General features: G+C 74.0%; 14 protein-coding genes. 3 read left to right on the top strand and 11 right to left on the bottom strand.

The window, feature by feature from the left end; genetic code table 11:
• Nucleotides 1-259: 259 nt before the first annotated feature.
• The gene (locus ACTWP5_RS20845; protein WP_443222554.1) at nt 260-820 is read right to left on the bottom strand and encodes a DinB family protein; all 561 of its coding nucleotides are present in this window, start codon (nt 818-820) and stop codon (nt 260-262) included.
• Between the two features lie 100 nt (nt 821-920).
• Complete coding sequence (locus ACTWP5_RS20840) at nt 921-1,148, bottom strand: hypothetical protein (RefSeq protein ID WP_443222553.1); 228 nt, start codon at nt 1,146-1,148, stop codon at nt 921-923.
• Between the two features lie 218 nt (nt 1,149-1,366).
• Here ACTWP5_RS20840 and ACTWP5_RS20835 point away from each other — a divergent pair, with 218 nt between their 5' ends.
• A complete protein-coding gene (locus tag ACTWP5_RS20835) occupies nt 1,367-1,975 on the top strand; it encodes a sugar O-acetyltransferase (protein WP_443222552.1) in 609 nt (202 codons plus the stop codon).
• A gap of 18 nt (nt 1,976-1,993) precedes the next feature.
• Here the strand turns inward: ACTWP5_RS20835 and ACTWP5_RS20830 are convergent, their stop codons facing one another.
• On the bottom strand, nt 1,994-3,709 hold the full coding sequence (locus tag ACTWP5_RS20830) for a hypothetical protein (RefSeq protein WP_443222551.1): 1,716 nt from the start codon (nt 3,707-3,709) through the stop codon (nt 1,994-1,996).
• A gap of 267 nt (nt 3,710-3,976) precedes the next feature.
• On the opposite strand from ACTWP5_RS20830, the gene ACTWP5_RS20825 reads away from it, so the two are divergent.
• Entirely contained in the window at nt 3,977-4,654 is a 678-nt protein-coding gene (locus ACTWP5_RS20825) for a lytic polysaccharide monooxygenase auxiliary activity family 9 protein (protein WP_443222550.1), read from the top strand.
• A gap of 266 nt (nt 4,655-4,920) precedes the next feature.
• Here ACTWP5_RS20825 and ACTWP5_RS20820 read toward each other — a convergent pair whose 3' ends face one another.
• On the bottom strand, nt 4,921-5,802 hold the full coding sequence (locus ACTWP5_RS20820; protein ID WP_443222549.1) for an NAD(P)-dependent oxidoreductase: 882 nt from the start codon (nt 5,800-5,802) through the stop codon (nt 4,921-4,923).
• Between the two features lie 147 nt (nt 5,803-5,949).
• On the opposite strand from ACTWP5_RS20820, the gene ACTWP5_RS20815 reads away from it, so the two are divergent.
• Nucleotides 5,950-7,002: a GlxA family transcriptional regulator gene (locus tag ACTWP5_RS20815; protein WP_443222586.1), complete on the top strand. Its 1,053-nt coding sequence runs from the start codon at nt 5,950-5,952 to the stop codon at nt 7,000-7,002.
• Between the two features lie 181 nt (nt 7,003-7,183).
• Here the strand turns inward: ACTWP5_RS20815 and ACTWP5_RS20810 are convergent, their stop codons facing one another.
• The 7 genes from ACTWP5_RS20810 to ACTWP5_RS20780 all read right to left on the bottom strand — a co-directional run bounded on the left by ACTWP5_RS20810 (nt 7,184) and on the right by ACTWP5_RS20780 (nt 16,707).
• Nucleotides 7,184-9,358: a protein kinase domain-containing protein gene (locus ACTWP5_RS20810; RefSeq protein WP_443222548.1), complete on the bottom strand. Its 2,175-nt coding sequence runs from the start codon at nt 9,356-9,358 to the stop codon at nt 7,184-7,186.
• Nucleotides 9,359-9,455: 97 nt separating this feature from the next.
• Nucleotides 9,456-10,169, bottom strand: coding sequence for a response regulator (locus ACTWP5_RS20805; RefSeq protein WP_443222547.1), 714 nt, complete (start codon nt 10,167-10,169; stop codon nt 9,456-9,458).
• A gap of 1 nt (nt 10,170) precedes the next feature.
• Entirely contained in the window at nt 10,171-11,268 is a 1,098-nt protein-coding gene (locus ACTWP5_RS20800) for a sensor histidine kinase (protein WP_443222546.1), read from the bottom strand.
• Nucleotides 11,269-11,512: 244 nt separating this feature from the next.
• The gene (locus ACTWP5_RS20795) at nt 11,513-13,933 is read right to left on the bottom strand and encodes an MMPL family transporter (protein WP_443222545.1); all 2,421 of its coding nucleotides are present in this window, start codon (nt 13,931-13,933) and stop codon (nt 11,513-11,515) included.
• A 197-nt stretch (nt 13,934-14,130) separates the two neighbouring features.
• On the bottom strand, nt 14,131-14,610 hold the full coding sequence (locus ACTWP5_RS20790; protein ID WP_443222544.1) for a hypothetical protein: 480 nt from the start codon (nt 14,608-14,610) through the stop codon (nt 14,131-14,133).
• 244 nt (nt 14,611-14,854) lie between these two features.
• A complete protein-coding gene (locus ACTWP5_RS20785) occupies nt 14,855-15,715 on the bottom strand; it encodes an ABC transporter permease (protein ID WP_443222543.1) in 861 nt (286 codons plus the stop codon).
• Entirely contained in the window at nt 15,712-16,707 is a 996-nt protein-coding gene (locus tag ACTWP5_RS20780; RefSeq protein ID WP_443222542.1) for an ATP-binding cassette domain-containing protein, read from the bottom strand. The genes ACTWP5_RS20785 and ACTWP5_RS20780 overlap by 4 nt, the downstream gene beginning before the upstream one ends.
• Between the last annotated feature and the right edge of the window lie 131 nt (nt 16,708-16,838).

Raw genomic sequence — 16,838 nt, 5'->3', positions numbered from 1 at the left:
CCTCCCCCTCGTGGCTCCCCTCGCGATCCTCGCGACCCCCCTCGTGGCGGGCCCCCACCCACTCCTCGCAGGGTACGCCGCACCACCGACAGACGAGCCGGTCTCGGCCGCTTCGCCAGCCATCGCCACGTTCGCTGGCCGGCACCAGCCGGCCCAGCCGCCCCGGCCGTCCCGGCCGTCCCTCGCCGCATCACCGCCGACGTCACCGCCGACGTCACCGCCGGCGTCGGCACCCCCGTCCCGGGTCTCCCGCCTCCCGTTACTGGCCCACCCGGCCGTCGACGCGCTCCCGCAGCAGGTCGGCGTGCCCGCAGTGGCGGGCGTACTCCTCGATCCGGTGCACCATCAGCTCCCGCACCGCGATCCGCTCCTCGCCCAGCCGCTCCCCCAGGTCCGGGTGCGCGGCCAGCACGGCGTCGGTCGCGGCCTGCTCGCGCTCCAGGTCGGCGTACGCGGCCTCGACCACGGCCTCGTCGGCGACGGCGCCGTCGAAGTCCGCGTCCTTCGGACCGTAGAGCCTCGGCAACGGGTCCCCGTCGGTGATCCAGTTGCGCCAGTCCCGTTCCACCTCGGCGAGGTGGCGCAGCAGGCCGAGCAGCGACATCGTCGACGGCGGGACCGACCGGCGGGCCAGCTGCTCCGCGTCCAGACCCTCGCACTTCAGCCGCAGCGTCATGCGGTAGTTCGTCAGGAAGTCCAGCAGCGTCGGGAGCTCGCCGTCCGGCGTGCCGCCGTCGCTCTCGCGGGGGTCGTCGTCCGGGTCGGCCCACATGTCGGGGTGGACGGTCGCCTGGCTCCATCGCTCGGGTTGCTCACTCATGGGTCTCACGTTCGTCCGGAGAATGCCGTGTCGCCACCGGCCTGTCGCCCGCCATCGTCCTCACCGACCCCCCGGGGCTCAAGCCGATTACGCGGCCGCCCTACGGCACGGCGATGATCGTGCCGTCGTGGGCCCCTCCCCGGCAGAGCACGAACCCAGGGCCGTACTCGACGACCGTGCCGCCCGCGTCCTCGCAGTCCTGCGGCGTGACACCCCGCGCGCCGGCCGCCTGGGCACCGGCCGCCTGCGCACCGGACAGCGCGAGACAGCCCGCCACACCCGCCGCCGCCACAGCGGCCACGGCGGCCCCGAGTCGTCGCCTCACCATCGCCCCACTCCCTTCGTTCAGGGGTGGCGCACCCACCCCACGGCGAGCTTCCTTGCCCGGAACGACGCGGCGACGCCCCCCACACGGCCGAACCGCCGACCGCCCGTGCGAAGGCGGCGCGAACGCCTCCCCGACCCCCGACCCCGACCCCCGGCCTCCCGGCCGGCCGGGGGTCGGTGCCTAAGCTGTGCGGGTCCGACGTGCGGAGGGAGAACGCTGTGCCGGAGAGCGACGAGCGGGAGGTCCTGGACCGCATACGGAAGGGCCTCGTCTACACCGAGTCCGAGGCGGCCTTCCAGGCCCCGCTGCGACGCGCCGACCTGGTCTTCGAGTACAACCACACCCCGCCGAGCGACGCCGCGAGACGGCGCGCGCTGCTCGTCGCGATCCTCGGCTCGGTCGGCGAGCGCACCGTGCTGCACGCGCCGTTCAGCGCCGGCTTCGGAAGCAACGTCCACATCGGCGACGACTTCTTCGGCAACGCCAACCTGGCGTTCGTCGACGACGTCGACATCCGCATCGGGAACGGCGTCATGATCGCTCCCAACGTCACCCTCACCACGACGGGCCACCCGGTCCATCCGGCGCGCCGCGTCGACTTCGCGCGGTTCTCGGAGCCCATCGTCATCGAGGACCGGGTGTGGATCGGCAGCAACGCCGTCGTCCTGCCGGGTGTCCGCATCGGGTACGGGTCGGTCATCGGCGCCGGCAGCGTCGTCAGCAGGGACGTCCCGCCGATGGTGGTCGCGGTCGGGGTGCCGTGCAGGGTGCTGCGGGCCGTCACGGACGACGACCTGACGACCCGGACGGTCGCCGCCGACGCGTGACGGCCGCGGACACCGGCCTCAGCGGGTGCGGTAGGCGTCGATCACGGTGAGGGTGGTGACGTTGCCGTCGTGGTCGGTGGCGGTGCCCCGGAGCGAGACCGAGCCGCCGGCCGGCGGGTTCACGACGCGCGCCGTCCCGTCGTCGGTCACCGGGACGCGCCGCCAGCTCTCGCCGCCGTCGTAGGACGCCTCCACCGTCAGCGCGTCGAGGTTCTCTCCCGCCGCCGCGCCGTGGACCGTGACCGGGATTGTCATCCGCCGGCCGGCCGGCGCCGTGCTGTCGAGCCGGAGGGCCGGGGAGAACTCCACCATCGACAGCAGCTCCTGCGTCCCGTCGCCCGGCACCGTCGCCGAGTCGAAGGTGAACGACAGCGTGACCTCCGAGCTGAACGGCGCGTCCCGGCGGAAGCTCGTCGTCAGCTCGTACGTGGCCGGCTCCGACTCCGCCGGGAGGGTGAACTGGTCGCGGTAGAGCGGCGCGTCGGACGTCGCCAGCAGCTCGCCGTCGCGCCGCAGGGTGGTCTCGCCCGCGTAGGGCACCGCGCCCACGAAGTGGCCGTCGCCGTCGGCGAGCAGCTGGGTCCTGACGATGAGCTCGTCTCCCTGGCGGTAGAGCCAGCCGCTGTCCGCCGTCGGGGCGAACGGGCCGACGTTGAGCGTGCGCGCGTACGTCCGGCCCGCCTCGTAGGGTTCGAACTCGGAGCCGTAGACGAGGGTGGCCCCGCTGACGGGGTCGGGGACGTTCAGCAGGACGGCCCAGTCGCCTCCCTGGACGTGGTGGGTCGTGGTGCGGGGCAGCGTCACCTCGCCGACGAAGCCGTGGGCCGCCCCGTCGACACGGAGCAGACCCTCGTCAGGGCCGCCCGCCGGCCCGCCCTGGCGCAGCTCGATCGCGGCCAGCTCCTCCCGGGTGACCTGGCGGGAGAAGCCGTCCAACAGGTCGGGGGCGTCGCCCTCGTACCCGGCGTGGTACGCGGCGGTCCCCTCCTCGTCCGCCCAGCTCGCGCCGAGGCCCGCCGTGAGCCGCCCCTCGGGGTCGGTCGCGCCGGAGTACTGCGTGCGGAAGACGGCGGCCTCGCCCGCGTCGGTGGTCCGGGTGACGTACCTGAGGCCGATGCCGACGCCGAGGTCGTCACTGCTGAAGGACACGGTGGCGGTCCTGGTGGTGGCCGTGGCGTCGGCGTCGAAGACGGTCAGGTCGACCGGGGTGGCCTGGCGGGTGTCGAAGGTGACGGCGGTGTCCTCGGCCAGGCCCAGCAGGGTGTGGACCTGGAGGACGTGCCCGTCGACGACGGAGACGACGGCGTAGTCCCCGGCGGGGACGGCCTCCTCGGGGGAGTAGGCGGCGAGGGTGTCGAGGTCGACGGCGTAGCTCGTCCACTCCTCGCCGGGGGTCAACGGCTGTCCGGCGTCGCCGATGCCGCGTTCGGTGATCTCGTACAGCTCGCTCTGGCCGGTGACGGGCCGCGCCGGGGAACCGGCGGCGCCCACGGCGTCCGGGGTTGGGCGGAGGTGGTCGACGGGCCACGCGGCGGCGACGTCGGCGGGGTCGACCGGCACCAGCTCGTGCTCGCCGTCGCCGCCGGGAGAGAACCGCGTGAGGTACGCCCCGGTGGCCGCGTCGCCGAGGTCCGCCACCGTCGGTCGCGGCGCCTCCGGGGCGCGCGACGGCCCGGCCGAGGCGGCGGCCGGCGTCGCGGGGAGGAGCAGCGCGGCCAGGCCCAGGGACGCCACGAGGCCGGGCACCCCGGTTGTTCGATTCTGTCCGTCTGGTCGGTGCATTGTGCGCACAGGGGTTGTCTCCTGAACGGTCGGGGATCGATGATGAGAGCGGTCCTTCGCCTCCTCTTGTCCGCACGGGGCGGGGAGTTCCAGGAAACGTTCCGTCAGTTCCCGTATCCAGGAGGGAATGGAACGTTTCAATTCCGCGCTCGCTGGGAAACGCCCCTGTGGGAGCGCTCTCATTCGGAACCCCCCACCGACTCCGGACGAGGAGCCGCAGTGACAACACTTCGACACGATCAGACCAGCGCGCGCGGATGGACGCTCCGCGCGCTTCTCGCCGTCCTGGCCGCCGCCACCCTCCTGGTGACGCCGTGGTCCACCCCGACGGCCTCCGCTCACGGCTCGACGGCTGACCCGGTCTCCCGCAACTACGCTTGCTGGCAGCGCTGGGGCAGCGACTTCCAGAACCCCGCCATGGCACAGGAAGACCCCATGTGCTGGCAGGCGTGGCAGCACGACACCAACGCCATGTGGAACTGGAACGGCCTCTACCGCGAGGGCACCGGCGGCAACTTCCAGGCCTTCATCCCCGACAACACCCTGTGCAGCGCCGGCCAGACCGGCGACGGCAGGTACAACTCGATGGACAACCCGGGCGCCTGGAAGACCTCGCAGATCAGCACCAACTTCACGGTCGACGTCTACGACCAGGCCCGTCACGGTGCCGACTACCTCCACGTCTACGTGACGAAGCAGGGGTACAACGCGCAGACGGACGCCCTGGACTGGGGCGACCTGGAGCTGAGGCAGTCCACCGGCCGGTACGCGCCCGGCGAGCACTACACCACCAACGTCAGTGCGCCGGGCCGCTCCGGACACCACGTCGTCTACACGATCTGGAAGGCCTCCCACGCCGACCAGATCTACTTCTTCTGTAGCGACGTGACCTTCTGATCCGTCCCGTTCCACCAGTTCCACCCGTTCCACCCGGCTCCGGCCACCCCAGCCCCGCCCGCGCACTCCCGCGCCCCGGGCGGGGCCGCTCGCCCGGGGACGGGCGGACGTGGTCCGGACGACGCGTGCCCCACGCGTCACGCAGGCCGTCGGCCAGCGCCAGGGCCCGCGTTCACGTCGGCCTTCCCTGACGCCGGGTCCTCTCCTCCACCGTCAACGGACGTGCGGTACGCGGGCACCGGGTGCCCGGACGCCGGGCGCGGTGGTCACGTCGCTTTCGGGGCGGCGAGCACCTCGATGACGCTCGCGAAGCTGTCCGAGCCGTGGCCGGCGGCGCTGGCCCGCTCCATGGTGGACTTCAGCAGTTCGGGCAGCGTGGTGTCCAAGCCGCGTGTGGCGGCGGCGTGGAGGAGGTGGTCGATGGCCGCGATCTGCACGTCCACGGTGGCGTCGTCGCCCGGGTAGCGGCCGGCGTCCACCTGGCCGGCGTACCGGGTGAGGAAGCCGTTCACCGTGCCCAGCCAGCGGATCGCGACGGGGGTGAACGTCGTGGCCGTGCCCTTCTCGGTGCCGAGCAGCGCGGCGCCGTGCAGCCAGCCGGTCATGGTGGCCCACATCAGGCCCAGCAAGGCGACGTCGTAGAGGGAGGCCAGGCCGGGATCGGCACCGAGGTGCAGTGGGTCGCCCAGGGCCGCCAGGGTGGCGCGGTGGCCGTCGAACACCTCGCGTGGGCCGCTGTACAGCAGCATCACCTCGTCGAGGCCGACGCCGGGCGGAGTCGTCATGATCGCGCCGTCGAGGTAGTCGGCGCCGTGTGAGCGGAACCATGCCAGCGCCTCGTGCGCCTGTTCCGGGCTGCCGGAGGTCAGGTTGACGACGGTGCGGCCGGCGAGCGAGTCGGTGGCCCCGGCGAGTAGTTGGTAGAGCGCCTCGTAGTCGAGGACGCAGGGGATGACGAGTTCGCTCGCCGCGACCGCGTCCCCGGGCGTCGCGGCGAGGCGGGCGCCCAGCTCGATCAGCGGCGCGGCCTTCTGCGGCGAGCGGTTCCAGACGGTCACGCGATGGCCGCGGCCCAGCAGGGCGGTGGCCAGCGCTGTGCCCATGTTCCCCAGCCCGAGGACGGTCACCGGCGGTGGGACGGACATCATGCGTGTTCTCCTTGGGGAGGTTGATCACCTGCGCCCAAGATTCGCAGTGTGGCCCTGGCCTCACCAGTGACACTGATGACGACTCCCGCCAAATTCCTGCCAGGCGGCGGCCCTACGATGGCGGCCATGAGCGCCGGTTCCGTCGCCCTGGTGGTGGCCGAGGACATCGAGATCCCGTCCTGGGATCTGTATGAGCTGAGCATCGCCGCCACGGTGTTCGGCAAGCCGCAGCCCGATCTCGCAGACCCGTGGTACGAGCTGCTGCTGTGCGGCACGGGCGACCGGTCGCCTGGCTCGTCCGACCTGTCCGGGGGGCCCGACCCGTCCGGCGTTCATGCCGCACCGGGGTTCGGGGTGCGTACCCGGTACGGGCTGGACGATCTGGTGGGCGCGGACACGGTCATCGTGGCGTCGGTGCCTGACCCCTGCGTCGAGGAGGGCGCCCCGCTGCCGCTGCGTCTCGTCGAGGCGCTGCGCCGGGCGCACGCGGTGGGCGCCCGGATGGTCTCCCTGTGCACCGGCGCGTTCGCGCTGGCCGAGGCGGGGGTTCTCGACGGCCGCCGCGCCACCGCCCACTGGATGCACACCGCCGCCCTCGCCGAGCGGTACCCGAAGGTCCACGTCGACGACTCGGTGCTCTACGTGGACGACGGCGACGTGCTCACCAGCGCCGGAATGACCGCCGGGCTCGACCTGTGCCTGCACCTGGTCCGCCGCGACCTCGGCGCGCACGTCGCCAACCAGCTCGCCCGACGCATGGTGGTGCCCGCCCACCGTCCCGGTGGCCAGGCGCAGTTCATCGACCTGTCGGTGCCCGTCGCCGACGACGAGGGCTTGGCGCCGGTGCTGGAGTGGGCGCGGGAGCGCCTCGACCAACCGCTGACGATCGAGGACCTGGCGCGGCGCGCCGCCGTGAGCCCGCGCACCTTCTACCGGCGGCTGCGGCAGGTCACGGGGACGACGCCGCTGCGGTGGCTGCTCAACCAGCGGCTCGGCAGGGCCCAGGGCCTGTTGGAGGCAACGGACCTGCCGGTCGAACGGATCGCGCACCTCAGCGGCCTCGGCACGGCGAACAACCTCCGCCACCACTTCCTCAGGCACATCGGCGTCTCCCCGACCGACTACCGCCGTGCCTTTCCCCGTCAGACGTCGGGGTCCGAGGTGGCATCGGTGTCGCCGGCCCCGCACAGGGCTCCCTGACACCCGTCGGACCATGTGACGAGCAGTAGCCCGGCCCCTCGCCGCGAACCAACCGACGGAGCCGGGACAGACCTCGTCCTCCTCGCAAGCGACGAGGAGGCCGGGGGATCCTCGATCAGGGGGAGCCGCTCCAACCCGGCCGCGCCAGAGTCCTGACCAGGGTTTTCAAGGTGAACACGCCTCAGTCGACGGCCGCCTCGGGGATGCTCCAGCGGTCCAGCAGTTCGGCGTACGTGCCGTTCTCCTGGAGCATGTCCAGGGCGGTGAGGAGGACGATCTCCAGTTCGCCGTGCCGTTCGGGGACCGCGATGCCCCGGGTGCCGAGGGAGCCGGGCGCGACGTACATGCCCTCGTCCGGGTTCTCGCGGATCCACCCCGCCGCCTTGGTGTAGGTGAGCATCGCGACGTCGGCGTCGCCCGCCTGGATGGCGTCCACCATGTCGTCGCGGGAGCCGAAGGTCCGTACCCGGGGTCGGTTCTCGCAGTGCTCGGTGTTGCTCCGCACCGCGTCCGTGTTCACGTCGCCGTCGTAGGTGACCACGGTCAGGCCGCACAGGTCGGCGAGGTCACCGCTCCGGTTCGGGTCATCGCTCAGCACGGACCAGCCGTCGCGGTAGTGCTCGACCATCCCGACGTCCAGGTTCTCCCCTTCGACCTCGTCCTCGGCGAGGGTGGCGAGCGCGATGTGCCAGGCACCGTCGTCGCCGGCCGCCCCGATCGCCTCCTCGACGGCCTCGGGCCATTCCTCGGTCGGCTGGGCGTAGGTGACCGGCACGCCGAGCAGTGCCGCCATCTCCTCGACCAGGTCGACCTCGAAGCCCACCGGGACGTCCCCGCCCTCCGGCAGGGAGAGGATCGGATCGCCGTCCCTGTCCGCGCTGTGCACGGTGATGCCGCCGGCGTCACGCACCTCCCGCGGTACGCGGTGGGCCAGCGGCGCGTCCGCGCCTGCGTCGGGCCCGCCCTCGTCGCCGTTCCCGCCGGCGGCGCCCTCGCCGTCGTCGACCTCCTGCGAGGAACCGCCCCCGTTCCCGCCGGAGTCGCCCGCCTGGGCGCCGCCGCCGCCCTCGCCGCCGTTCGCCACCACGATCCACGCCGTGAGGGCGAGCGCGACGGCGCCCGCGGCGGCGGCGAGCGCGACGCGTGGGCGGCGCCAGACGGGAGGCGCGGGGAGTCCGGAGACGCGGGGAGGGTGGACGGGCGTCGGGGGCGTCCCCGGAGTTCCTGGACCTCCTGGACCTCCTGGAGGCGCCGGCATCCCCGGGAGCACCGGCATCCCCGGGGTCACCGGCGTCACCGGAGTCGCCGGGGTCCGCGGCACGGGCGGGGTGTGGTGGCCCGAGGGGAACGTCGTGTCGCCGGGGATCGCCGACGGTGCGCCGGGCGCCGACGGCACGGAGGACGGTCCGGCGACGTGCGCCGCGGCGCCGGGCATGACCGGCGCCGGCGGCCCGTCGAGGTCCAGCAGCTTCGTCGCGTTCCGCCCCAGCCAGGCCGTGAGGCCCTGCGGCAGCCAGAACGCCGTGCCCGCCCGCGCCTCCGCGAGCGGGATGATCTCCGCCAACGCCGGCCGCTGCGCCGGGTCCTTCGCCAGACACCGCGCGACCAGCGCGCGCAGCTCGCCGCCCAGCGGGCCGTCCTCGGGCCCGAGGTGCGGTTCGAGGTTCATCACCCGGTACTGCACGGTGTGCAGGTGCGCCTCGTCCCACGAGAACGGCTGGACCCCGGTGGCCGCGTACGCCAGCACCGCCCCCAGCGCGAACACGTCGACCGCGCCCGTCAGGGGCTGGTCGTTGGTGATCTGCTCCGGCGGCATGTACCCGGGGGAGCCGAGCGTGCCGCCCGTCCGGGTCACGACGCTGGCGTCGACGGCCCGCGCGATGCCGAAGTCGATGACCTTCGGGCCCTCCAGCGTCACCATCACGTTCGACGGCTTCAGGTCGCGGTGGATCAGCCCGCTGTCGTGGATCTCCGTCAGCGCGTGCGCCAGGCCGAACGCCAGCGCCCACACCGTCTGTTCCGGCAGCGGGCCGTGGAGGTCGGGGTTCACGACCTGCCGCAGCGGGGCGCCCGCGACGTACCCCGTGGCGACCCAGGGGACGGTGGACTCGGTGTCGGCCTCCAGCACCGGCGCCGTCCACACGCCGCTGACGCGCCGCGCGGCCTCGACCTCGGCGCGGAAGCGGCGCCGGAACTCGGGGTCGCGCGCCAGGTCGCTGTGGACGACCTTGACGGCGACCGTCCGGCCGCTGCCGGACCGCCCCAGGTACACCCTCCCCATGCCGCCCGAGCCGAGCCAGCCCAACAGCCGGTAAGGGCCGATGGTCGTCGGATCGTCCGGCTCCAAGGCTTCCACGCCTGGCCTCCCCGTTCCCGGTCGTCGGTGCGCCCTACGGCATCGGTGCCGCCATACAGCGTCGGCGATCGCGGCGGCCCCGTCCAGTCGTTGACGACTACTCGGGGGAACGCTTCGATACCGGATCGGTGAACAGTCCGCGCTCCATCGCCACGACGACCGCGCGGGTGCGGTCGCTGACGTCCAGCTTCGCGAAGATCCGCAGCAGGTGGGTCTTGACGGTGGCCTCCGCGATGACCAGGCGCCCGCCGATCTGCGCGTTCGACAGGCCGTCGGCGACCCCCGCCAGCACCTCCCGCTCCCGCGCGGTCAGGGCCACGGGCTCCGGCCGCCGCATGCGGGCGACGAGGCGACGGGCGACGCGCGGGGCGAGGACGGTCTCGCCCCTGGCGGCGGTGCGGACGGCGTCGACGAGCTGTTCGCGGGTGGCGTCCTTCAACAGGTAGCCGGTGGCGCCGGCCTCGACGGCGCGCTCGATCTCGCTGTCGGTGTCGTAGGTGGTGAGGATCAACACCCGGGTCGGGGTCGGGCCCGCGACGATCTCGGCGGTGGCGCCGACGCCGTCGAGGACGGGCATCCGCAGGTCGACCAGGGCCACGTCGGGTTCGAGGCGCCGCACGAGGTCGACGGCGTCCCGGCCGTTGCCGGCCTCGCCGACGACCTCGATGGTGGGCTCGGCCGCCAGCAGGGCGACGAGGCCGGCGCGCATCACCGTGTGGTCGTCGACCAGGACGATCCGCAGGCGAGGGCCGCTACGGCTCTCGTCCGGGGGGTGCGTGGCGTCGGTGGCGTCCGTGGCGGGTGGGGGCATCTCACGCCTCGCTGTTCGTGGGAACGTTGGTGGGAAGGTTCGTGGGAAGGTTCGTGGGCAGGAGGGCGAGGACGCGGGTGCCGTCCCCGATCGAGCTCGTGACGCCGAGTTCGCCGCCGAGCTCCGCCAGCCGCCTGCGCATGCCGTCCAGCCCGAAGCCGTGGGCGTCGGCGACCACGAAGCCGCGGCCGTCGTCGGTGATCTCCAGCTCGACGGTGCCGGCGTCCCCGGCCGCGGCACCGGGGGTGCCGGTGAGGACGACGGTGACCGTGGAGGCGGCGGCGTGCTTGCGCACGTTGGCCAGCGACTCCTGGAGGCAACGCAGCAGCGCGATCCTGCCGGGCCGGTCGCAGACGACGTCCTCGGGCAGCTCGGCGGCGACGGCGATCCCGGTGTCCTCGGCGAAGCGGTCCACCGTCCGCCGCAGGGCGGGCGCGACGGGGCCGCCCTCGGCGGCGCCGCCGCCGGCCAGGCCCGTGGCGGCCTCCCCCGGTTCGGCCGAGCCGACCAGGAGCCGTGCCTCGGCGAGGTTCTCGCGGGCGGTCCTCTCGATCGACCGCAACTGCTGGATCGACCGCAGCCGCCGGGCGCCGCGCCCGGAGCCGCCGTCGCCGTCCGATCCGCCGTCGCCGTCGCCGTCGGGTCCGCCGTCGTCGAGCCCCGTGCGGGCGGCCTCCGCGAGGACGACGATCGAGGCGAGCCCCTGGGCGAGGGTGTCGTGGATGTCCCGGGCGAGCCTCGCCCGCTCCTCCGTGGCGCCCTGCCGCCGGTGGGCCTCGGCCAGCTCCCGCTGGGCCTCGGCGAGTTCGGCGGCGAGCCGCGCGGTGCGCTCCTCGCTCCGCTCGACGATCCGGTGCAGCCACAGCCCGAGGAGGACCGACCCCGCGTATCCCGCGACGGCGGCGACGACGTCGCCGGTGCCGAAGTCGGGGCTCCAGCCCTGGTGGAGGGTGCTGCCGAGCACGGTCGCAAGCGTCGCGGCGCCGCTGTGACCGACCGCCTGCCTCGGCCCCGACGCGACGATCCAGAACTGCGGCAGGGACACGAGGAGGAGCGCTGCGCCGCCGCCCGGCAGCGCGGCCATCGCGCCGAGGCCCACGACCAGCAGCCACAGGTAGGCGCGGGGGCGCAGCAGCCGGTTGCCCGGCGGAGGCCGACGAGCGCGTAGGCGAGGCCGAGGAGCGGCATCAGCGCCAGGGTCGCGAACCGGGCACGGCCGCCGTCGTCCGCGACGGCGAGGAGTGGCGGGCACAGGCCGAGGACCACCCACACGGCGGCGTACCAGGCGCGTGCCCGGCCGATCCCCAGCCAGTCGCCGGCCTCGGACCGTTGGCTCATGCCGGTCAGCCTACGGTGGCCGCTCGCGGCGGCGTCGGCTCGCCGGCGTCGCTCGCGGGGGCACTCGCGGGGGTGTTCCCGGCGGCGCTCGCGGTGGAGTTCTCCGCGTCGCCCGCGGCGACGGCCTCGGTGCCGCCGCTCCCCCGCCGCGCCCGCCGTGCCCACCGCGCCCACCGCGCCCCACGCGAGGGCCACCAGCTCGCCTCGCCCAGCAGCAGCATCAGCGCCGGGAGCATCACGACGCGGACGACGAAGGCGTCGAGCAGCACCGCCACCGCCAGGCTGAAGCCGATCTGCTTCATCTCGATGATGTGCAGGCCCACGAAGCTGGCGAAGATCGTCACCATCACGAACGCCGCGCTCGTCACGACCGAGGCCGAGCGGTGGAGCCCGTCGAGGACGGCCTGCCGGGTCGGGACGCCGTTCAGCACGGCCTCCCTGACGCGGCTGATGACGAAGACCTGGTAGTCCATCGAGAGCCCGAAGAGGATCACGAAGAGGAACAGCGGCACGCGGGAGCCGATCGAGCCCGTGGAGTCGAAGTCGAGGACGCCCTCGGCCCAGGTGCCCTGGAAGACCCAGACCAGCACGCCGAGGGAGGCCGCGGCCGACAGCAGGTTCAGCACGATGCCGACCAGGCCGAGGACCACGGAGCGGAACGCCCACACGGTGACGGCGAACGTCGCCAGCAGCAGCGCGCCGACGATCAGCGGCAGCTTCTGCTTCTGGTGCTCGGGGTAGTCGGCGTAGCGGGCGACGTCGCCGGTCACGGCGGTCTCGGCGCCGACGGACGGGGCGAGTTGTCCGACGGTGGCGGGCACGTGGTCCTCGCGGATCCGCTCCAGGGACCGCAGCGCGGGCTCCTCGCTCACGTGGTGGGGCACGGGCAGTTCGAGGAGGCTGGTCCGCCCGTCGGGCGAGGTGCGCAGCTCGGCGGTGCCGGCGAGCGCGCCGGCGAGGGCCGGGTCGGACTCGGCGCGGCGGGCCAGTGCGCGCAGGGCGTCCGTCACGGCGTCGGCGTGGGCGGCGTCGGCGTGGACGACGACCTGGTGCATCGCCTTGAGCTCGGGGAACGCCGCGTTGAGGCGGTCGTAGGTCTGCATGGCGGGGATCTCGCGGGAGTGGGTCTCGCGGCCCATGTCGGTGAGGTGGAGGCCGAGGAGGGGGAGGGAGAGGCCGACCATGGCGAGGGCGGAGACGAGCAGCGTGGCGGCGGGGTGGCGGACGGTGGGGCGCAGCACGGCGCGGGTGAACCGCCCGGGTTCCCCGTCCTCGGCGCGCCGCGACGCCGCCGCCGCGCGGCCCGTGGAGCGTTCGGCGGACGGGGAGCGTTCGGCGGACGGCTGCTGGCCACGGGCGGCCGCGCGGCGGCTGGCCCGGCGTGCGGCGCGCCGTTCGGCGCGGGCGCCGAGCGTGGCCAGCAGGGCGGGCAGCACGGTCAGCGAGCTCACGACGGCCACGAGCGTGACGACGATCGCGGCCGTGGCGATGGACGAGAAGATGACGTCGTCCGCGAGGTACAGCGTCGCGCTGGAGACGGCGACCGCGAGGCCCGAGAGCGCCACGGCCCGGCCCGCGGTGGCCGCCGCCAGCTCCACGACGGCCTGGGGGCTCAGCCGGCCGCCGGCGCGCGCCCGTTCCTCCCGTTCCCGCTTCAGGTAGAAGAGCGTGTAGTCGACGCCGACGGCCAGGCCGATCAGCAGGATGACGTTGGCGCCGACGCCCGCGTCGGGGAAGGCGTGCGAGGCCAGCATCGACAGGCCGACGGCCGCGACGATGGCGGTGAGCGCCAGCAGCAGCGGCACGGCCGCCATCGCGACGGAGCGGAAGACGAACAGCAGCGTCAGGAGCGTGATCGGCAGGGCGATCAGCTCGGTGCGGGCGAGGTCGTCGCCGCGCTGTTCGGCGACGCCGTCGCTGATCGAGGGGCTGCCGGTCTGCTCCACCCACAGCTCGGGGTGGTCGCGCTGCACCTCGGTGGTGACGGCCCGCAACGGCGCGACGTGGTTCGGGCCGTCGCGTTCCTCACCGCGCATCGTGACGTCGACGCGGAGCGCGGAACCGTCGGCCGAACGGACCGGCTCCGCCACGGACAGCACCTCGGGCAGCCGGGCCATGCGGTCGGCGACGTCGCGGGCCGCCTCCTCGGCCGCCGCCATGTCCAGGGCGTGTCCGGCGTCGGCGGGGCTGTCGGCCGGGGCGGTGATCAGCACCCGCTCGACGGGCCGCTGCTGGAGTCCGCCCTCGGCGGCCATCGCCTCGGCCCGGCCCGCCTCGCCGACGCGGAAGTCCTCCGTGGTCGCGGGGTGGGACCCGACCGTGAGGCCCGCACCCAGGCAGACGGCCACGAACAGGAACCAGCCGGCGATCGCCCGCCAGGGGTGCCCGGCGCTCCACCGGGCCATGCGTACGGGAAGGTTTCTCATGAGGAAGATGCTGGTCGGAGGGGGGTTTCCGCCGACAGCATCGGCCGGTTGAACCTGGTGTCCACCGATCGGTGGACACGGACACGGACACGGACACGGCCGGCGCACGACGCCGGCACACGGCCGCACACGGCGACGTCCCACGGCCGGGCTGCCGTGGGACGTCGACCTCGTCGCGCGCTTCGCCGCGCGCCGCGTCACTGCCGGGTGTACTCCTCGCTCCTGCCGTCCAGCCAGGTGACCGTGAGCGCGTCGCCGTTCACCGCGTAGGTGCCGTTCATGGACATGTAGGCGACCGGGTCCGTCGCGTCCAGCAGCTCGCAGGTGGTCAGCACGATGTCGGCGTCGGTCGCGACGCCCTCGCACTCGCCGCTGGTGGGGCTCGTGAAGGACAGCGTCGCCATCGTCGACGTCAGCGTGCTGTCGCCGGAGGCCCACGTTCCCTCAAGCTCCGTGGCGATGCCGAGGTCGAGCCCTCCGGTGTCTCCCTCGGAGCCGGTCTCCTCGGGACCGGGGCTCGTCGAGCCGTCCCCCGGGTCCGTCGCGGCGTCCTCGGTGGGCTCGGCGGACTCGGTGGGCTCGGCGGACTCCGTGGCCTCAATGCCGCCTCCGGCCGACGGGTCCTCGTCGGAGCCCTCGCCCCCGTCGCCACACCCGGTCAGTGCTAAGGCCGCCATCACGGCGACGGCAGGCAGAGCACAGCGCAGCGCTGTACGCATGACATCCCCCGATCGTTCGTACGCAGTTCGTGTTCGCCAACGGGCGTGCGGTCAGGCCCGGTTGAGCGTCAGCGCAGACTAGCCCCGGGGCAGCCTCCGGCACGCGCCGGTGAACCGACTGTTACAGCTCTGGGAAGCGGGGGCGACGAAACGACGACGGATCCGGGATCCGGGATCCGGGATCCGAGGCGCGGGGAGCGGTTCAGTGGTCGCGGCGGTGGACGCTGACGACGGCGACGGCCGTCGCCGCCACGGCCCAGGCCCCGTAGACCGTCCAGGCCCCGCCCGTGGTCCACGGGTACGCGGTGGGGTTGTTGTCGTTGACCAGGGTGAGGCGCAGCCACGCCTCGAACGGCAGCGTGTGGGCGGCCACCGCCGACCAGTGCCGGCCGTCCGTGAGGCTGATGGGAAGCACCAGGACGACGAGCACCGAGACGACCATGGTGGTCGCCGTGTACCGGAGGGCGGCGCCGAGCGCCAGGCCGGTGAGCGCGCACACCGGGGCGAGCAGCGCCGAGGCGAGCACGACGCGCGGCGCGCCCGCGTCCCCGATGGACAGGCCCACGTCCTTCCCGTCGAGCACGGCCTGGGTCAGCAGGAACGAGGTGGCCGCGACGAGCAGCCCGAAGACCGTGGTGGCCAGCGCGACGACGGCCGCCTTCGCCGCCATCACCGAGCGGCGTGCCGGCACGGCCGCGAAGGTGGTGCGTATGGTGCCGGTGCCGTACTCGCCGACGATACCGAGGGCTCCGAGGACGGTCAGGGCCAGGGCCAGGAGCGTCGCGGAGTTCGCCGTGAAGGCGTGCTGCAACGGGATCCCGTCGCGGAGGTACTCCGCCCGGTACGCCGCGTCCGCCTCCTGCCAGTGGCTGACCGCGTCGTAGGCGCTGCCGACGTTGAACGCGACGACGGCCACGGCCGTGCAGGCGTAGGCGATCCACGTCGAGCGCAGCGAGCGGAGCTTGATCCACTCGGCGGCGAGGAGGTCGACGAAGCGCGGGCGGGGCTCGACCACGGCGTGGTGGTCGGCGGGCGGCCGGGTCACGGAGCGGAGGGTGGTCATCGGGCGTCTCCCGTCGGCTCCGCCGCTCCCGCGGGGTACTGGACGCGGTCGGCGGTGAGCGCCATGAAGGCCTCCTCCAGGGAGGCCGAGCGGGTGGTCAGCTCCTGGAGCGGGATGCCGTGGCGCTGGGCCGTCTCCCCGACGCGGCTCGCCGTCAGGCCCGTCACGGTGAGCTGTTCGCCCTCGACGCGCACCCGCACGCCCGGCTCGGCCGCCAGGAGACGGCGCAGGGCGTCCGTGGCGGTCGTCGTGACGGTGACGTGCTGCCGGGCGCCGCGGGCGGAGAACGCGGCCAGGCTCTCCGCCGCGACGAGTTCGCCGCGGCCGATGACGACGAGGTGGTCGGCGGTGTGCTCCATCTCCGACATCAGGTGGCTGGAGACGAACACGGTGCGCCCCTCGGCGGCGAGCCGCCGGAAGAGGCCGCGCACCCAGCGAACGCCCTCGGCGTCCAGGCCGTTGAGCGGCTCGTCGAAGAGCAGCACCGGCGGGTCGCCGAGCAGCGCGGAGGCGATGCCGAGCCGCTGTTTCATGCCGAGCGAGAAGCCGCCGACGCGGCGCCCGGCCGCCTCGGCCAGCCCGACCTCCCGCAGCACCCGCTCGACGCGGTCGCGGGGGATCCGGTTGCCACGGGCGAGGGCGGCGAGGTGGGCGCGGGCGCTGCGCCCGCCGTGCACCTCGTGCGCGTCGAGCAGCGAGCCGACGTGGCGCAGGCCGCGCGCCCGCTCGCCGAAGGGGCGGCCGTTGACCGTGACGGTGCCGCTGGTGGGTGTCTGGAGGCCGAGGATCAGGCGCAGCGTGGTGGACTTGCCGGCGCCGTTCGGCCCGAGGAAGCCGGTGACGCGGCCGGGCAGCACGGTGAAGCTCAGGTCCCTGACGGCCGTCGTGCCGCGGTCGCGGCGGCCGGCGCCCCCGTCGCCCCCGTCGCGCCCGGTGCGGCGCGTGCGGCCCGTGCGGCCGTATCGCTTGGTGAGCCCGTTGACTTCGATCATGCCGCCAACGGTGCCCGCGGCGACCCCGCGCCGTCGTCGGACCGACGCTGACAGTTGGTGGCGGCCTGGGTCGACCCCGGTCGTACAGCCCCGGTCGGATGACCGGTTCGACGCTGTGTGTCTACGATCGC

This window comes from Streptomyces sp. 4N509B (genome assembly GCF_052245655.1).
Taxonomy (GTDB): domain Bacteria; phylum Actinomycetota; class Actinomycetes; order Streptomycetales; family Streptomycetaceae; genus Streptomyces.
This window is presented reverse-complemented; position numbering and strand designations above follow the sequence as displayed.

Bases quoted from the DNA above. Each gene is read 5' to 3' on its own strand.
- ACTWP5_RS20840 (WP_443222553.1), bottom strand. From the start codon at position 1,148: ATGGTGAGGCGACGACTCGGGGCCGCCGTGGCCGCTGTGGCGGCGGCG.
- ACTWP5_RS20790 (WP_443222544.1), bottom strand. From the start codon at position 14,610: ATGGCGGCCTTAGCACTGACCGGGTGTGGCGACGGGGGCGAGGGCTCC.
- ACTWP5_RS20780 (WP_443222542.1), bottom strand. From the start codon at position 16,707: ATGATCGAAGTCAACGGGCTCACCAAGCGATACGGCCGCACGGGCCGC.
- ACTWP5_RS20845 (WP_443222554.1), bottom strand. From the start codon at position 820: ATGAGTGAGCAACCCGAGCGATGGAGCCAGGCGACCGTCCACCCCGAC.
- ACTWP5_RS20795 (WP_443222545.1), bottom strand. From the start codon at position 13,933: ATGAGAAACCTTCCCGTACGCATGGCCCGGTGGAGCGCCGGGCACCCC.
- ACTWP5_RS20805 (WP_443222547.1), bottom strand. From the start codon at position 10,169: ATGCCCCCACCCGCCACGGACGCCACCGACGCCACGCACCCCCCGGAC.
- ACTWP5_RS20820 (WP_443222549.1), bottom strand. From the start codon at position 5,802: ATGATGTCCGTCCCACCGCCGGTGACCGTCCTCGGGCTGGGGAACATG.
- ACTWP5_RS20785 (WP_443222543.1), bottom strand. From the start codon at position 15,715: ATGACCACCCTCCGCTCCGTGACCCGGCCGCCCGCCGACCACCACGCC.